We start from the raw sequence: 17,393 nt of genomic DNA on the forward strand, positions 1-17,393 counted from the left end.
TGAAAAGAGCCGCGTGTTGGTGCGACTCTTTCAGTTTCTTGCAATCAGGTAAAGGTTGGTGTTTCTATTTGAAGAAAGGATACCCTGGTGTTGCGTACTTCTTCATCCCTTCTTCGTTGATGTCCACTCCAATGCCAGGCTTCTCAGACAAAGGAATGAATCCATTCTCAACCCACTTTCCATCGTACTTTATAATCTCTTTGAACATTGGATCGGTATGGAAATAGCTTTGCCATTCCAGTATCATAAAGTTCGGCACTGATGCGCATACGTGGCAGGATGCCATAGCACCCAGAAACGACGCTACCATGTGCGGAGCAAACGGCACATAATACAGGCTGGCGAGGTTTGCTATGCGCTGCCCTTCGCCAAGGCCGCCGGCCTTCTGCAAGTCAGGCATGATGATATCCACCGCTCCAATCTCCAGCATTCGTCTGAAGCCATAAGCGAGGTAATGATTTTCTCCTGCGCATATAGGGGTAGTTGTAGAATCCGAAATGATCTTGTATGCTTCAACATTTTCCGCCGGTATGGGTTCCTCAAGCCACATGAGGTTTAACGGTTCAAGTCGTTTGGCAATTTGCTGTCCTGTCACTGCGTCATAGCGGCCATGCATGTCACAGCAAATGTCGATGTTAGGCCCAACAGCCTCCCTGGCCGCAGTAACCTGATCAACCATGCGCTGTAATTCTCCGGGACTGGCCGTCCAATTGTACAGATCGTACTTTGCCGGATCGTTGCGCTGATCGAGATCGAACTTTATAGCATTGAAGCCCATGGTCTTTGCCTGGGTAGCAGCCTTGGCAAAATCAGCAGGCGTCGGAAGGTTTTGCTGATACAATGCAGTGTCGCAATAGACCCGGATCTTGTCTCGGAACTTGCCACCGAGCAACTGATAAACGGGAACATTCAGGGCCTTACCCGCCACGTCCCACAAAGCAGCCTCAATCGCCGAAAGTACACCTATGTACATTCCTGCCTGAGCGCCTTCAAATATGCCTGACTTCCTAAGGTCATCAAACAGACGATGAACGTTCAAAGGATTCTTTCCTTTCAACCTGTTCTCAAGCAGCTTCACAAAATGATATGTGCCTGGAACCGAATCAGCTCCTTCACCTACGCCGTAAATGTCCTGGTTGGTTTTTATGCGTATGAAGAGACCATGGCCGAATCTGATATAAGCGCATTGCACCTCTGTGATCTGGAGGTCGGCGGGTTTTGAATACATGGGTATTCTTTCGGCGGCCTGCTTCATCCCGTCTCCAAACGTAGCCAGGGGAGCAAGCGCTGCTCCTGCTGTTATCGCTTTCTTGAAAAAGTTTCTTCGGTTGTTATTCTTTGACATAATGGATTTCAGTTTTAGTTAGGGCAATTGATGTTTGCATTGCTTTCGACATTTTTGATGTCGACGTATTTGATTTTAAGTCCGGGAAACAGAAGGTCATCGGATTCGGGCGCGTCGAAGTTGTTCTCGGCGTCTACCAGGTACGTTGTTTCAGCAACTCCTGGATCTGTTCTTTTGGAACGGGCAGCTTGTCGATGTTGGCATTCAGCCATTGTGAAAAGTCCTTTTCAATTTCATCAGACCACCGCGAGTCGATTTGCCCCGGTGTATATTTCTGCTCTCGAAGACGCTGATGACCGAACATGTCGCGCAGACGAACTATCTCTGATGTCTTTACTACCTTTTCCGCAAGGTGAGGCGGGATAAAGATCACGCCGCCATCTCTTCCCAATACGACATCACCAGGCATTACAGTAGCTCCTCCGATGCGGGTGGGCGTATTGATCCCAACAAGAGTTGTATTCAACTGTCCCTTAGGATCGTTGAGGTGATGCGAGGGATGATAAGTGCGGAAGAACGATGTGAATGAACCAATCTCTTTCAGACCGTTGATGTCCCTGACGGCCCCGTTGTAAACAATGCCGTTTCCTGTTTTCGTATAGATAGAGTTTCCTAGATTGTCGCCGATGGTAGGACCATCCTCATGCGCCCCGAACTGATCCACAACATAGACATCGCGCTTTGTGAGCATGTCTATCGGCCATGAGTTTTGAGACTTGACGCGCTTGTCGCGGTTGTGGCCGCGATCATCAATCACCTGATGTATATCGGGGCGACCGGGCATGAACGTTGCCGTGACTGCCCGACCTACCAATACGCTGTCGGGATTGATCATCAGCCATCCGTCTTCGTATTCGTGTTTATAATTCTCATTCCGAAGTACAGCCCATGCTTCCTCGAGCGTTACGGCCTTCATCCGATTGAGTATGGCATCCGGCACTTTGGGCCGGCCGTCAGGGAAACGCTCACCCTTCCATTCCGGCGTGAGAAAGAGGAGCTCTTCCTTTGAGATCTGCTGCGCAGGCGAATTGAAACATGCAGCAAGCATGAGGGCAAAAAGTGATATCTTTTTAAAGTAGTTCATATGACAAACTGTTGTTTGATTATCAAAGTCTTCGTTCGTAGTTGGTTCCCGTCTGCGGTATTTTAGCCTCGTCTGCAGAATGTAGTTGGCGACAATTCTGGTAACCGGGAAATCGATGCGCCCTTAATGACGACGCGCCAATTCTGCTTCTGACTCGTCGATTGCCTGACCCTGAATTGGACGTGCCCGCCACCACAATGCCAGTGAAGACCCGGTGATGTTCATGACAGGAGCAAATATTGCGGGCGCCAGCCCTACCGTTGATAGTTTGCCCATCGCGAGTGCCAGCCCGGAACCGAGTCCGGCGTTTTGCAACCCTACTTCTATAGCAATCGTTCGGCAGTCGCGCTCCGTTAATCCCAGCAAACGCGCGGACCAGTATCCAAGGAAGTATCCGCTCATATTGTGCAGTAGTACCGCTGCCACGAGAGACACACCAACGACAAGCAGCGCATCCCGACCCGCAGACGTAATGACTACAATGATCAACCCGATCCCTACCATTGAAAGTATGGGCATGATGTCGTCGAGGATCTTGAATTTGCCGTGGAGAAAGTAGTTGAACACCAGCCCGGCCGTTACAGGAATGATAACGATCTTGGTGATATCCCAAACCATCGCCCAGAAATCGATCTGAACGTATTGTCCTGCCAGCAGCTGCATGAACAGCGGCGTTACAAATGGCGCAATGAACGTCGATATAGCGGTAAGCGTAACCGACAGCGCAAGGTTGGCACGCGCGAGGTAGGTCATTACGTTGGAGGCAAGTCCGTTAGGACAACTTCCTATGAGAACAATACCAGCAGCAACTTCATCGGGAAACGAAAAGATCTTCGTAATCGTGAATGCGACCAGCGGCATGATAATGTAATGACAAAGTACTCCCGCGATCACGCCTTTGGGCATTTTGACTACAGCACCAAAGTCCTTAAGACTGAGTCCGGTCCCCATGCCGAACATGATGATCTGCATTAGCGGGACAATCAGCTTCGACAATTTGAAATCCCCAATGCTTATGAAGTAATGAGGATAATACATCGACAGGCTAACCGCGGCGAATATCATCACAGTAAAAGAATAGCCCTTTAAAATCTCGTATTGACGAAAACCGAGAGCAATCATGAGAAAGAAGAACATTAACAACCAGCCGGCGTATTCATGCTCTCCCCGCAGCGTGACTATCACATAGCCGATCAATGCAAGTCCGGCAACAAGAAAGAGGATTTGGCGTTTTGACATTCGTACAATAGTCGATTTGGAAATGAATTCTCTTGTTTGTCACCACTGAAAGCAGCGACCAGGTGTTAAATTAAATTGGTGATGGGATTACGGAATAAAAAAACCTGGAGCGCTAAGCTCCAGGTTTTAGATGCACTTTATTGTGCCCAGAATAACTTGACTCCCAGTTCGTCTTTGCCACCCATGGATTGAACGGCTGCGTTATAGTTATCAGTATTAACAAGGCTTTCCGATGGCGGATAGGTAATGCGATTGATCCAGTCAACTACTTTTCCAGAGTACGGGTTCGCGAGGAACAGAGGAGCAGCGGCCGCCGGATTCGGTGTTCTATAGCTTCGTTGTTCCATACCGACGCGACGGAAGTTTGCCCAGCACTCATTGCCGTTCAGGAAACTGGCAACCCAGTATTCATAGTTGATCTCATTAACACGCGAATCAGCCAATGCTGCTCCGGCAGGCGCCGCCAGAAACGTCGCTGCTCTCGCGGTGACGTAGGTGGTTATATCTCCGGCAGGAACAGTAGACGCGGTTCCATAACCTGACATCTGAACCATGTGAGCAGTGATGCCGGCAGCAAAATATGCTGCAGACGTACCGGTAACTCCGGCGATACCTCTTTCAACAGCTTCTGCGAGAAGGAGATTTGACATACCGGCAGTTGCCAGATACATGGGAGATGCTCTGCTAACGACGCGGGTTCTATCGGCCTGGCTATGCGCGTACCGATTACCACCTCCTGGCAATGTTGCTCCCGATGCGTCGGCTGTAGCATCTGTACTGCCCATAGGCATACCGTATTGGTTTGCAGGAAGGAATGTGGAATTTGCACCTGTGCCAGTGTAGATCTGCGCAGGTCCTGAGTTCGCACCAACATAACGTACAGCCAATGCCGTAAGACGCGGATCGTTGTTAGCCTTAAGCGCATCGACGAACGGTTTTGCCAGATAAAAATTCGCAGCTTCAGTTCCGTTCAGCGTATTGCCCACACCATTCATGAAGTTGGCATCGTGCCGGATTACGGCATTGTCAGCATTATCCAGTATGACACCTCCGTTGAATGCTGCGGCGACTGTAGTTGCAGCTTTTGCTGCGTTTGCATTCACCAGCCGCATACCGGCGCGCAAAAGGAGTGAATACCCAAACTTCTTCCATTTCGCAATGTCTCCCTTATAAAGAACATCCGAAGTTTCAATTTTTCCGGCAGGATCGAGAGCCGCGGCTGCTGCAGTCAATTCACTGATGATACCATCATAAACCGCTTCGGGCGTATCGTATGCAGGAAGAAATAACTGGTCAGTAACACCTTTACCCGCCTCGGAATATGGAATCGGTCCATACGTGTCAGTCAATACCATGAAACCATACTGTTGAATGATCCTGGCCATGTTATAAAGATTTGCACGCGTCGGATCATCTTTAGTGTACGAGATCACATCTGCGCAATACTTAATCGTATTCTGAAAAGTATTCGTCCAGTTGGCTGGAGTGGAACCGATGTTTACCTGGTTGTAATTGGCACCGACGTTTACACCAGAGTTTGATGTAATTATCTGCTGTACTGCGCCGAGTTCATACACGAGTGTTCCTGCTGGCGGCGAGCAAAAGACAACCGCGTTATTGAAGACAGAGATCGGATCGACAGACGTTGCACCTGTTTTACTTTTGTTCAACTCGTCAAAGCCATCGTCGCAGGACGCCACGATCAAAAAGGATAGGCTGAGCAGAGCAACTTGATATATCTTTTTCATAACTCAGTCTGAATTAGAATTTAACATTAAGATTGAAACCGATGCTTCTTGTCGTTGGAACACCTGGTGACTCCAAACCAACAACGTTATCGGAGGTGTAACCGAAGGACTCCGGATCGATGTTGTCAACCCATTTCTTCAGCATGGCAACGTTGTTAGAGAAAACGCTGAGTTTTACCCCTTTCACGAAAAGATTTTCAGGAAGGTACTTTGTGAAGTCGTAACCGATGGTGATCTGACGAAGCTTCCAGAAACCAGCGTTGTAAATTACAGGCTCTACAAGTCCCGATCCGCGCACTACAGAGTAGTAGTCCTCTACCTTAGCTGCCTTTGTATTTGGTAATCCGTTGGCGTCTACCCCATCCGTATTCAGCACATAACCGCCTGGGTCGCTGGCGCCAGTATCGCTGGTTAAATTGTCGCGTCCCACCAGTGTGTTCTTATGCAGACCGTGACGGTATGCGTTGAAGTTCGTACCGGACAGCATTTTGCCACCCAGTTTGAAATCAATCAGTACTGAAAGGCTGATTCCCTTATAAGTGAAACTGTTGGTGAAACCTCCAGTCCATCTGGGCAACGCGCTTCCAAAAGGTATTGGTCGTGTTGTTGCGAGTGGTATACCGTTCGTTCCGATCATGATCTTGCCAATGTTCTCAGGGTGGGCAACCGTTTCAGGATCCAGTGGCTGATTAGTTGCAGGGTCATGTCCCCAACGACGATATCCATAACCTACGATCTGTCCCATCTCTTCTCCAACGATTTGTTGTACCCAACCATTAAACACGTGAGTGCCCACTGTAATGTTGGATCCCTTTGTATCGTTCAGCAGACTCATCACCTTTGTAATGTTGTAGGCTCCCGCAAAGGTGAAATCCCATGAGAAGTTGTCCGTTTCTATTGGAATAAGATTGACCATCAACTCAATACCTTTGTTTTCGCTCTCACCGCTGTTGATTAGCGTATTCACGTAACCGGAAGCATCCGAGATCTGTGCTTGTACAATCTGATCATTTGTCAGCTTTCGATAGGCCGCCACGTCAACATTGACACGATTGTTGAACATTTTCATTTCCAAACCGATTTCTGTTTCACCTGTGCGCATAGGCTTCAGGTTAGGATTGGGAACGCTTGCCGGCAAAGAACTAACTGCCTGTCCCTGGAACTGGTTTGCGTTCACTGAATATATCAGTTGCTGCGAGTATGGAGCAACATCAGTATCACTACCTACCTCCGCGTAAGCAACCCTCACGCGACCGGAGTTCAGCCATGATGGTTTGGTCGCGAAAGATTCGGAAAAGACGTAGCTGGCCGATATTGATGGATACAAAATGCTTCTGTTCGCTGGAGAAAGTGTCGAGAACCAGTCGTTACGTGCAGTAACATTTAAATACAGCCACTCCCTGAAGTTTACCTCGGCTGCTGCATAGAGAGAGTTAACCTGCCTCTCGCTCAAATTATACGTGGGATCTTTTGCACGTCCGTAGCCAACCACGTACAGGTTGCGAACTGAAAAGTCAGTCACCTGTGTGCTGGCAACATCGGCATAGCGTTGCATAATATTTCCTCCGGCGTTAATGTTGATTCCGAAATCGCCAAAATCCTTAATCGCTGTTACGAGGAAGTCGGAGTTGTTTTCCCGGAATGACCTGTTGTCCTGCGTATAAAGACCGTTGTAAAATGCAGGTGCCGATGAAGAATAGATCGAACCACCATTGATTGACGCCTTTCCGGTTGGCAGGTTTCTGTAGTCAGACGCCCGTGTATAAAAATCCAATCCAAGACGTCCCTGTACCGATAGCCAGTCAGTTATATCATACTTAATCGTCACATTGCCGAGTATCCTGTCACGTCTGATGTTACCTTTAACTTCAGCAAGACCCCAATAAGGATTCGTTCTGTTGGTGAAACGCGAGTAGAGATATTCACCACCTCCCGCATTGTACTTGTTTTCATCAAGCACAGACAGTGGCATCGTGTTTGCCATCGCAAACAGTGCTGTAGGCATAGAGTTGTCCTGATCTGCAATTACAGGCGGATTCGTGTTCTCCTCCTTAGAGTAATTGATGTTTGTCTTAAAGTGGAATTTGGGAGTGAAATCATGGGTTATACCCAGATTGACTGTCTGACGGTTAAAGGAATTGTTCGGCGTAATACCATTGCTTCGCGCATCGGCTACCGACAGGTTGAAACCACCCTTGTCAGTATTAGATGACACTGCGATCGTGTTAGTGAGGTTTTGTCCGTTGCGATAGAAGTCTTTAAGAATACCCTTTTGGGCTTCATAAGGTACCGTCTGGTTGTTGAACAGAATCTGTGTCATACCAGGCTGGATCTTTTCACCAAATGACCACTGTCCCGACTGAGGATTAGGAGTTGTTGGGCGGATGCCATATTCACCCTGTCCATATTCGTACTGATAATCAGTAAAGTCCAGGGGCGTGTCATTGGAATAGTTAAGGTTGTAAGTGATGCCAATGCCACGGCCTGTGCCACGGGTCTTGGTTGTGATCATGATTACACCATCTTTCGCCCGGGATCCGTACAGGGCGGACGCCGTTGATCCCTTCAACACAGTCATGCTTTCGATGTCGTCAGGGTTAAGGCTGGAGAAAGCGTCACCGCCGTCAAACGATGCTCCACCGCCGCGATTTCCTATGGAAGTGTCGGAGCCGTTATTTCCCTGGTTGGTCCCGAAGTTCGTGTTGTCGATAGGAATACCATTTACTACCAGCAGAGGATTGTTCTGCCCAGAAATGGAGGATTGTCCGCGTATGCGGATCTTTGATGAGCCGCCAGGGCCGGTACCAAGCGCCGTGATACTTACACCTGCAATTTTGCCGGTCAGCGCGTTCATCGGGTTAGGCGTGCGGTTTATTGCGATAGCATCACCATTCACCTTAGTTGTCGAGTACCCTAGACTCTTCGACGATTTCTCAATACCCAATGCCGTAACTACAACCTCATCGAGCGAAGTAATATCAGCCGCCATTGACACATCAAGATTGGTCTGTCCCCCAACGTTAACCTCCTGATCGGCATAGCCGATAAAAGTAAATACGAGCACGGCACTGCCGTCCGGCACATTCACCGTATACCTTCCATCTCCATCCGTGATTGTTCCGCCCGTGGTGCCCTTCACCACGACGTTCACACCTGGAAGGGGCGTATTGGTTTCATCCCTGACGACACCTTTTACGGTAAGGGCCTGGCCAACAGCAATGTTCGATTGGCAGCATACCAGTATTAGTATGCCATACAGCAAGTAATGTTTGAGCATAGATTATTGGGGTTAGTAAATATGACATGATGTTTTTTAAGTCTCCGGGAGGCCGGTGAACGTCGACTATCCGAACTGCTGACACCCTGCTCCTTCAACTGCCTCGATCACTCGGAGTGGTAAGACCAGAACCCCAGCAGTAAATGCATACGATTGATAAAGATTTCAAACGATTGAAAAATGTGCTTCCAATAACCACCACCGTTGAATTTTGGACAGCTCTCGCCTGCTTAGCGCAGAATTCAGACAGCCGTCAAAGTGTGTAACTACTTGTTTATCAATCAGATGTTTGATGAACGGGCCGGCCTCTTCTGTAGATTTCGATTGTGCAATCGATGTTGCTTTTTTGGTGTCACTGGGTTATAATTGTAAACGACACACTTAAAGCTCAAAGAACGATCTTTCGGAACGCGATCCTCCAAAGAGCTAAATGGCCCTGTCTCACGGATTTTTTTGGTTTAGAGTTCTTTTTGGAGAAAAACTCTCCCTTACCTGATAGGCGAGCATGAACCAGTTCACTCTTATTCAAGGGCCGTCGCGCGAGCTGGAGTCATTTCCGCATATAAGGGAGTTCGCCTTGGCCAAGAACACTACCATTCAACTGGACTCATTCATTCCATCTGAAGCCGAACAGCTACTTATATATTGTGTCGTTGAGGGTAAATTTGAATGGTTTGTCAATGGCCGCGAGTATATTCTGTATCCGGGCGACATTGCCTTTGTTCTGCCGGGACAGAAAATAGGAGGGGCTAAAGGCTTTCTCGAGATCGGTACCATCTTCCGTCTTCACCTCGATCTTCACAGAAACGAATCTGATCTTTCGCTCGGTGAATGGAGCAGCCTTTCCTCATGTGAAAGTCTTTCAATAGAAAAGATGCTGCTGGTTAACAACCTGTCGGTACTCCTGAAAGTAAAGGAGGGCATCGAGATCCTTCATCAGATACACAATGAGCTGATCAATCCGGAGATTGGTCACGTTACCCGCGTCAATCATTTTATCGATTCGCTGCTGATTATCATCGCGCGGCAATCGACGCGACAGGCAGATCCCCGTCGCGACTTTCCCAGAACCTTTATGAAACTCGAACAGGAGCTGCGCAGGAACCTGTCACACCAATGGTCCGTTGAGGAAATGGCCGCGCTGTTCGGACTCGGTACCACGGCGTTTACGGAGAAGGTGAAACACCATACAGGATTCTCACCATTGAACTATCTCATCAACATTCGGATTTCTGAAGCGATAAAGCTGCTGAAAAGACCTGATGTAAACTTTACAAACATCGCACTGGATACAGGCTTCTATTCCTCGCAGCATTTCTCTACCACCTTTAAGAAACTCACAGGCTATACGCCCGGACAATTCAGAAAACGAAGCCTGCTTAATGACAACACCTAGGCCATGAATATGGAATGTATTATCACTATCGACCTCGGAACCAACGCTGTGCGGGTCATGGCGTTCGACATCAAGGGCAATGTTATAGCCTCGACGAAAGGCACTTACCCCACATTCCATGTCGAAGCCGACTACAGTGAACAGGATCCGGAGCAGATCTTTATCACGATGCTCTATGTACTCAAGAACTTCCTTACCGAAAAGATTCATCCTAAGGGCTTCACGGTAGTTTCAATCTGCTTCAGTGCATCGATGCATAGCCTTCTCATGGTCGACAAGAGTGGAGTACCCATGGGCAATGCCATTACATGGGCCGACAATCGCGGAAAGAAGGAAGCTCAGGAGTTAAAGAATTCAGAGTTAGGCAGACAGTTGTACGAGTCTACGGGCACACCCATTCACCCGATGTCGCCATTGGTGAAAGTAACCTGGCTGGGAAGAAACGATCGGGAGCGCTTTAAGAAGACGAGCAAATTTTTGTCAATCAAAAGCTACGTGCTTCAACAACTCACCAGCGGTTATGTTCTTGATTACAGTCTTGCATCAGCAACTGGTTTTTTTAACAATCAGAAGCTGCAGTGGGAACAGGCAGCGCTCGATCACGCTGGAATCGACGCGGAACGTTTGCCTGAACTGGTACCCGTATTTCACTCCCCGGGCAAACTCAGAAAAGAATTTCAAACGTCGCTTGGACTTAAGGACACGGTAAAAATCATGGTTGGCTCCAGCGACGGTTGTCTGGCTACGCTGGGCGGAGGCGTTTGGGATGAAGGAAAAGCAATCATCACTGTTGAGGATAGCGGGGCCGTTAGAACCATTGGACGCCATGTCATACGCGATGCCAATCAACGGCTATTCAATTACGTACTGACTCAAGACTGTTATGTCTCCGGCGGTCCGACCAATAACGGTGGCGTTATCTTCGAATGGTATGCCAAGCAGTTCGGAGATTTCAGAAATCCTTTTGATATAGAGCATACTATTCAGCATCTCATTCACGAGGCATCCGATGTGCCGGTAGGATCGCTCGGACTGTTATTCCTTCCTTACCTGCTGGGTGAGCGCGCACCTATATGGAACGCCAATGCACGGGGTACGTTCTTCGGCATCAACATCAAGCATGAAAAACAACATTTTGTAAGAGCGGTGATCGAAGGCATCCTTTATGAAATGTACAGCATCGGTAAAACACTGCAGGAACATCGGACAATTAACCATCTTACCGTGAATGGTAGTTTTGCATCGATACCGCTATGCGCGAAAATCATTGCCGATCTTTTCCGCATGCCCGTAAGTATAGGAAAGAATCCCGATAGCATCGCGCAGGGTGCTTATCTGTTAAGTGCAACCGATATGGGCATCTTCAATTCACTTGACGAAGCGGCACGCACGGTCGTGCTTTCAACAACCTATTCGCCAAACACAAATCATCATCGCTCATATCAGCGATACTTTTCAGTTTTCGAAAAGCTGAGTACGAGATTGAGTGCCGAGTTTGAAGAACTCTCCGAACTGCAACACGAGCAACCGTAGGTATATTGCGATAACAGTGTTACCTTTTGTTTCTTTCCGGAGTACTACAACAGGGGTATCCAATCCTACGAAATTCCAATTGTTTGGATGCCACCTTCCAAAACGACCCTTATTGATGGGATCTTACAGTGATGTTATAGCGACCTTACAGCGATGTTATAGCGATTTTAGTGGATTTTAAGTGGCCTTTAAGTGGCCCTTTAGCGGCCTTGAAGCGGCCTCTGGCTGTCTGCTGATTGGCGACGGATTGGCCACCGATTGGCGACTGATTCGCGACTGGCTGTCTGCAAGCTGCTCTCCCCCTGGCTGTTTGCTGTTTGTAAGACAATAATGTTCGAACCGACAAGAATGGCGAATATCAATAGCGAAGGGTCATCGTTTCCAATGACCCTTACCTTAACCCTAAACCTGAAAAAATTAAACCCTTCTGCCTTCGTTCTCTTCGTTACCTACTTGCGTTCGCGAAGAATCTTTCCCGATTCGTCGATCGCTAAAATCCTTTTATCGTTTCCCTTTTGAATCGATACTTTGTAGTGAATGAGCTTGTTCTTTCCCTGCTTCACCGTTTCCTGGTCCTTTGAAATCAAGTAGCCTGGATACTTTGCCGACACTGCATTCGTAACTGCCGGTGGCAACATTGTGTTGCTGATGTGCTCCTTTAAATAAATGAGATCGCCTGATGCGTTATACAATGCTTCTCCGGAAACTTCGGGTCCTCTCATCAATACAGAATATGATTTCGGTGCTTCACCATTAAGGTTATTGTATTGCGATACCATATACTTGTCCCCCACCAACTGCGGTGGTACCACGATCCAATCAGAAGATGTACTTTTGAAATCCTGCTTAAATGATTGAACTACAGCAATAGGAATGTCTGATTCCTTTGACTTGATCGTTAATTGCGCCGTCTGCGCAATGGCGACAACAGCTGTCATCGTCAGCGCTAAAGTTGAAACTACCGTTTTCATATTGGTTGATTTGGTACTTCGTGTCCTGCTAACTGTTATTGAGATGTTGAGAACACTTCAAAGTCACGGCTGGCAGCTCGTTTCTTTTTTTTTTACTGCACTATTTGGGTTCATGAGATGAAAGCATTGGACGCGAAGCAAACTCGCGGTTCCATTTTTCAATCTCACGATTCACCTGCTGTAATGAGGCCTTCAGATCGTCTTCATTTACATTCGCTCCGTGCTCCATTTGCTGAGCAAGCGTTAGTGCATCATTAAGCACTTCCTTCTCTTCAGGGTTCAATGAGCGATGATGAAGTGTAACGGACTTCTCCAGGTTATGTATGGTACGTGCAAGAAGATCACCTGTATCGCCTTCTGAGTGTTTGAAGAATTCATTCTCAGTAACCGACAATCTGAATTGAGCGAGTGCTCTTCCTGCCTTGCCGAGAATTGCATCGATCGATTCGATGTCATTTACTTTTCTTTCGGCGATGCGCGCCGCGAGTGAATCCATGTCGGCCGCCGAATTCAGGATGTCGGTCTTGTCTGTCACCGCGCTTGAAGCGGCAATTGTTCGCATGGTAGCGGCAGCTTCCCTGATGTCAGTAGCGCATTGTTCGTTCTCTCCTTTGGCGAATGCTTCCATTGCCCGGAACAATTGACTGTCCGGTTCCAGTTCCTTAACGGTCACTTCAGATTTCTCACCCGATGGCTTAGCTACCTGGGTCACATATTCAGGCTTGCGGTCACAGGCCGCGAGCAGCGTCGACATTACCAATGCCGACATGAGGAGTCTTTTGTTGATTTTCATAACAAATCATTTGGTTAATATTATGATGCTCTGCATCACCTGACGTCACATGCTAAACCTGCCGTTAATGTGAATGAATGGATTGCCATGGCGGTCGCGGCTTGCCTTTCGCAAATAGCCCTTATTTTTGTCCGTTCCGCACCCCGTTCATCAATCGCAGACTTTGTACTTTTAGGGATGCCTTTGGTTTGAGAAATGCAGATCGGGGCTGATGTAGCAAGTAAAGCCCATACTGCAAGCAATTTCCATGTCTCAGCAACAAGCCTATAACCGTACTGTCGCCATTCTCATTCTCGGCGCGCTCGACACCATTACGCCGTTAACTATTGACATGTATCTACCCGCCTTTACTGAGATGGCTGCGGATTTTGGTACGTCAACGGCACGTGTATCACTTTCGCTAACGAGTTACTTCATCGGCCTCGGTGTCGGACAGATTATTTATGGGCCATTCCTGGATCGGTATGGAAGACATAATCCGGTCTACCTGGGTATGTTCGTCTATATTCTGGCCTGTTTTGGTTGCGCACTTTCGGGTACGGTAGAGATGCTTATCGTTTGCCGGTTCTTTCAGGCACTTGGAGGTGCCGTATCAGCAGTAGCAGTTAGGGCAATGGTGCGCGATTACTTTACTGTCGAGGAAAGTCCGAAGATATTCTCCATGCTGATGCTGGTTCTTTCTGTATCACCGCTTTTTGCACCATCATTAGGAGGTGTCATCATGCAATGGCTCGCGTGGCAATGGGTGTTCATCATACTGGCAATCATCGTTGTAATTGTTTTGATTTTGATGAGACGATACCTGCCTCTCAGACACGCGGCCGATCCAACGGTGTCACTGGCGCCTGGGCCGATGATCAATACTTTCATGATGATCGGGCGCAATCGTCAGTTCCTCACTTTCACATTAGCGAGTTCGTTTGCCCTCGGAGGGCTGTTCATTTATCTCGCTGGCTCGACTGTCATACTTCAGGAGCGCTTTCAGGTGTCGCCCCGCTTTTATGCAATACTGTTTGCCTTGCAATCGATCGGTTTGATCGTAGGTAATCAAATTAACATTCTCCTTCTAAAACGCTTCAGCAGCCAGCGGTTGTTTACGATTGCCGTAACCATTCAACTGGTGAGTTCATTGCTTTTCTTTACGGGATCCATATTTGATTGGTATGGGGTCTACTCAACTATTGCTTTCTTCTTTGTGCTATTGCTATGTCTGGGCATGACTTTTCCCAATGGATCAGCATCGGCAATGGCGCCTTTTAGCAATAACCTGGGAAGTGCGTCATCGCTTATGGGTTTCATACAAACATGTCTCGGCGGACTGATGTCGGCAGCAGTGGGTTTGTTTGATGCTCATGGTAGTCTTCCCGTTGCACTCATGATGTTTGTGTGCTCGTTCGGCGCGTGGATCGTTACGATCATAGGAACCGGGTCACAAGCGCGTACCTCTAAGCTGACCACATTGCCGGATTGATCAGCAAGCAGGCGTTGTCCTTCTTGTGGGCTTTCTCTTTTGTTCCCTGACAAAAATTTTGCTGGCGCCAATAAATCATTCGAACAGACGTTGTCCGTGCTTTCGTTTTGCCGTTCGGACATTCAGCTGTTGTAATTAAACCGGTGTGTTGATATCTTCATTGAACAAACTCACCACATCAGTTATGGCACTTTATAACCTGCGTCTGGCGATCCGTCACATCTGGCGTCGCCGTGTGTATTCGTTCATCATCGTGCTTAGCCTCGCCGTTGGCTTTGCCTGCACGGCGTTGTTGCTTACGTTTTTATTAGGTGAGCTTGCTGTCGATTCTTTTCATAGTAAAGCCTCTAGAACATTTCAGGTGTTCGGCTCCGATCCTTTTGAGAAGAAAGGTGACACTCCTTATGTGCTTGGCGCCACGGCGCAATATCTGCGCGACAATTATCCCGAAACAGAAGGGATCGCGCAGGTAGGTACTATCGAACTCCGAAGTCTTACGGCAAAGGATGTAACGGTCAATAGTCCTGAACTTCTGACGGTCGACAGTACATTCTTGTCGATCTTCGGTTTTCCTCTGTATGCCGGAAGCGCCACGAATGCACTCACGAGCCAAACGCTTGTAATTTCCCGCGCTAAGGCAAAGGCACTTTTTGGTCATGAACGGCCCATCGGTGAGCTGATCACCTTACAAACACCTGATACCTCCCGCACGCTCATGGTCTCGGCCGTCCTTGACAATTTCCCTGAAAAAAGCCATCTGGTTTTCGATGTCCTTGTCTCACACAACGCATTGAGAAAAAGACCCTTTCCGGGTGGTGGAACCTACATACTAATGAGAAAGGGGGCGTCTGTTCAGGCTTTGGTGGACAAGATCAATAAGGATAAAAAGGTACCAGGTCTAATGGGTGAAGGATCACAACAGTTTAAAATCGAACCACTGAGACAATCCTATTTCAATGAGCTCAACAAATTTACGTACATGCAAACACGGAGTCTGCCATTCCTTCGGGCAGCAGGGTTGGTATGCGGACTAATATTGTTCATGGCCGCTTTCAACTTCTGCAGTTTGTATCTGTTGTCGCTGCAGGAAAGGAAAAAAGAAGCTGGAATCAGAAAGACACTGGGTGTGACCCTTTGGCGCCTCGTAAAGTCACAAACAGCGGAAGTGGTGCTTTACATGTGCATCGCCATGTTTTTCGCGCTTGGAATAATGACACTCGGGTTGCCGCATTTCAATTCCATTCTCAACACTTCATTAAGCATACAATATCTTTCTCGTTGGGATCTTGTAGCCATCTGTGGTGTTACAGTATTTGCTGTTGGTATGGTGGTCATTGGATTCTCGCTCATACAACAACGTCGCGTTCAGCCGCTAAGTCTGATGAAGAACACCACGTCAAAAGTTGTTTTCAGTAAGACGTTATTTACTGTTCAATTCGTGATCTCCATAACGTTGGCGGTATGCGCGGTAACGATCATCCGGCAGATGCACTATCTGGAGACCGCTCCACTCGGATTCAATCGTAACATTGCTGTTATTGTAGCAGATCAGAAGCAAAGCAAACAGTTACCTGCCCTTAAGACATTGTTGTTGCAAATACCGGCTATCAAAAATGCTGCTGTTTCCAACGGAGGTCCCATTTTCGGGCATTGGATGGCGCGTTACGAACTTGAGGACAAATCAACATACTCACCGCGATTGTTTAGTGGCGATGAGGACTTCATGAAGACATTGGACCTTCAACTCATCGAAGGAACGATGCCAGCTGCAAACAAGCCCGGACGACTCGTAAATGAGAAGCTGGTCAAAATGTTCGATATCAAAAATCCTATCGGGCAGATTATTCCCGGGACAAAGGATGTAATTATTGGTGTCGTGAAAGACTTCACGGCAACATCATTCAAAGATGAAATACAGCCAGCAATCATTTCATATACTGAAGACAACAGCAAACTGCTCATCGACTACAGCGGAACTTCCTTCGCCGATGTAAGACCTTCTGTTGAAGAAGCCTGGAGAAAGGTGTATGGCGCGGAATACTTTTCGTATCATCTCATCCAGGATGAACTCATGAACAAATACAAAGACGACACGTTCCTGTACAGGACCGTTGTTTCTTATTCAATCGTGAGCATGATCATATCCTGTTTTGGATTGTTTGCCCTGTCATGGGCCGTGGCACAGAACAGAATGAAAGAGGTTGGGATTCGTAAGGTGCTGGGAGCAAGCGTTCGTGATATTGGGCGGCTGCTCACGGCTAGCTTTTTGAAGCGTATCGTCGTGGCTTTTATAGTCGCTGCGCCGATGAGCTATTATCTCATGAATCAATGGTTGCAGAGCTTTGCCAGGAAGATTCCTATGGACATCATTACGTTAGCGTCAGCTGGTATAGCCGTTACGGTAGTTGCTCTCCTGACTATGAGTGTACAAAGCTTCAGGGCTGCAGTGAGCAGTCCGATTAATGAGCTGAAGAACGATTGATAGGTGATTGCCGGCTACATCCAGACCGGAAGAGTCGTGTGCCAGGTCATAGTC

Annotated in this window: 11 protein-coding genes; 4 read left to right on the plus strand and 7 right to left on the minus strand. The window is 47.8% G+C overall.

What is annotated here, in order from left to right:
• Window positions 1-64: 64 nt before the first annotated feature.
• The 5 genes from WBG78_RS03400 to WBG78_RS03420 all read right to left on the minus strand — a co-directional run bounded on the left by WBG78_RS03400 (window position 65) and on the right by WBG78_RS03420 (window position 8,693).
• Window positions 65-1,345, minus strand: coding sequence for a mandelate racemase/muconate lactonizing enzyme family protein (locus WBG78_RS03400; protein WP_337324961.1), 1,281 nt, complete (start codon window positions 1,343-1,345; stop codon window positions 65-67).
• A gap of 133 nt (window positions 1,346-1,478) precedes the next feature.
• Window positions 1,479-2,429, minus strand: a complete 951-nt coding sequence (locus tag WBG78_RS03405; protein WP_443092760.1) for an RraA family protein — start codon at window positions 2,427-2,429, stop codon at window positions 1,479-1,481.
• Between the two features lie 123 nt (window positions 2,430-2,552).
• Entirely contained in the window at window positions 2,553-3,668 is a 1,116-nt protein-coding gene (locus WBG78_RS03410) for a bile acid:sodium symporter family protein (protein ID WP_337324962.1), read from the minus strand.
• 137 nt (window positions 3,669-3,805) lie between these two features.
• A complete protein-coding gene (locus WBG78_RS03415; protein ID WP_337324963.1) occupies window positions 3,806-5,416 on the minus strand; it encodes a SusD/RagB family nutrient-binding outer membrane lipoprotein in 1,611 nt (536 codons plus the stop codon).
• 13 nt (window positions 5,417-5,429) lie between these two features.
• A complete protein-coding gene (locus WBG78_RS03420) occupies window positions 5,430-8,693 on the minus strand; it encodes a SusC/RagA family TonB-linked outer membrane protein (RefSeq protein WP_337324964.1) in 3,264 nt (1,087 codons plus the stop codon).
• A gap of 505 nt (window positions 8,694-9,198) precedes the next feature.
• Here WBG78_RS03420 and WBG78_RS03425 point away from each other — a divergent pair.
• Together WBG78_RS03425 and WBG78_RS03430 are read left to right on the plus strand one after the other, a co-directional pair.
• A complete protein-coding gene (locus WBG78_RS03425; RefSeq protein WP_337324965.1) occupies window positions 9,199-10,089 on the plus strand; it encodes a helix-turn-helix transcriptional regulator in 891 nt (296 codons plus the stop codon).
• A 9-nt stretch (window positions 10,090-10,098) separates the two neighbouring features.
• The gene (locus WBG78_RS03430) at window positions 10,099-11,622 is read left to right on the plus strand and encodes a gluconokinase (RefSeq protein WP_337324966.1); all 1,524 of its coding nucleotides are present in this window, start codon (window positions 10,099-10,101) and stop codon (window positions 11,620-11,622) included.
• Between the two features lie 449 nt (window positions 11,623-12,071).
• Here WBG78_RS03430 and WBG78_RS03435 read toward each other — a convergent pair whose 3' ends face one another.
• A complete protein-coding gene (locus tag WBG78_RS03435) occupies window positions 12,072-12,593 on the minus strand; it encodes a hypothetical protein (RefSeq protein WP_337324967.1) in 522 nt (173 codons plus the stop codon).
• A 100-nt stretch (window positions 12,594-12,693) separates the two neighbouring features.
• Window positions 12,694-13,386: a hypothetical protein gene (locus WBG78_RS03440; RefSeq protein WP_337324968.1), complete on the minus strand. Its 693-nt coding sequence runs from the start codon at window positions 13,384-13,386 to the stop codon at window positions 12,694-12,696.
• Between the two features lie 247 nt (window positions 13,387-13,633).
• Here WBG78_RS03440 and WBG78_RS03445 point away from each other — a divergent pair, with 247 nt between their 5' ends.
• Together WBG78_RS03445 and WBG78_RS03450 are read left to right on the plus strand one after the other, a co-directional pair.
• Window positions 13,634-14,857, plus strand: a complete 1,224-nt coding sequence (locus tag WBG78_RS03445; RefSeq protein ID WP_337324969.1) for a multidrug effflux MFS transporter — start codon at window positions 13,634-13,636, stop codon at window positions 14,855-14,857.
• Window positions 14,858-15,041: 184 nt separating this feature from the next.
• Window positions 15,042-17,339, plus strand: coding sequence for an ABC transporter permease (locus tag WBG78_RS03450; RefSeq protein ID WP_337324970.1), 2,298 nt, complete (start codon window positions 15,042-15,044; stop codon window positions 17,337-17,339).
• The last annotated feature ends 54 nt before the right edge of the window (window positions 17,340-17,393 follow it).

Origin of the sequence: Chryseolinea sp. T2, from assembly GCF_037203685.1 — a bacterium.
Lineage (GTDB): Bacteria > Bacteroidota > Bacteroidia > Cytophagales > Cyclobacteriaceae > Chryseolinea.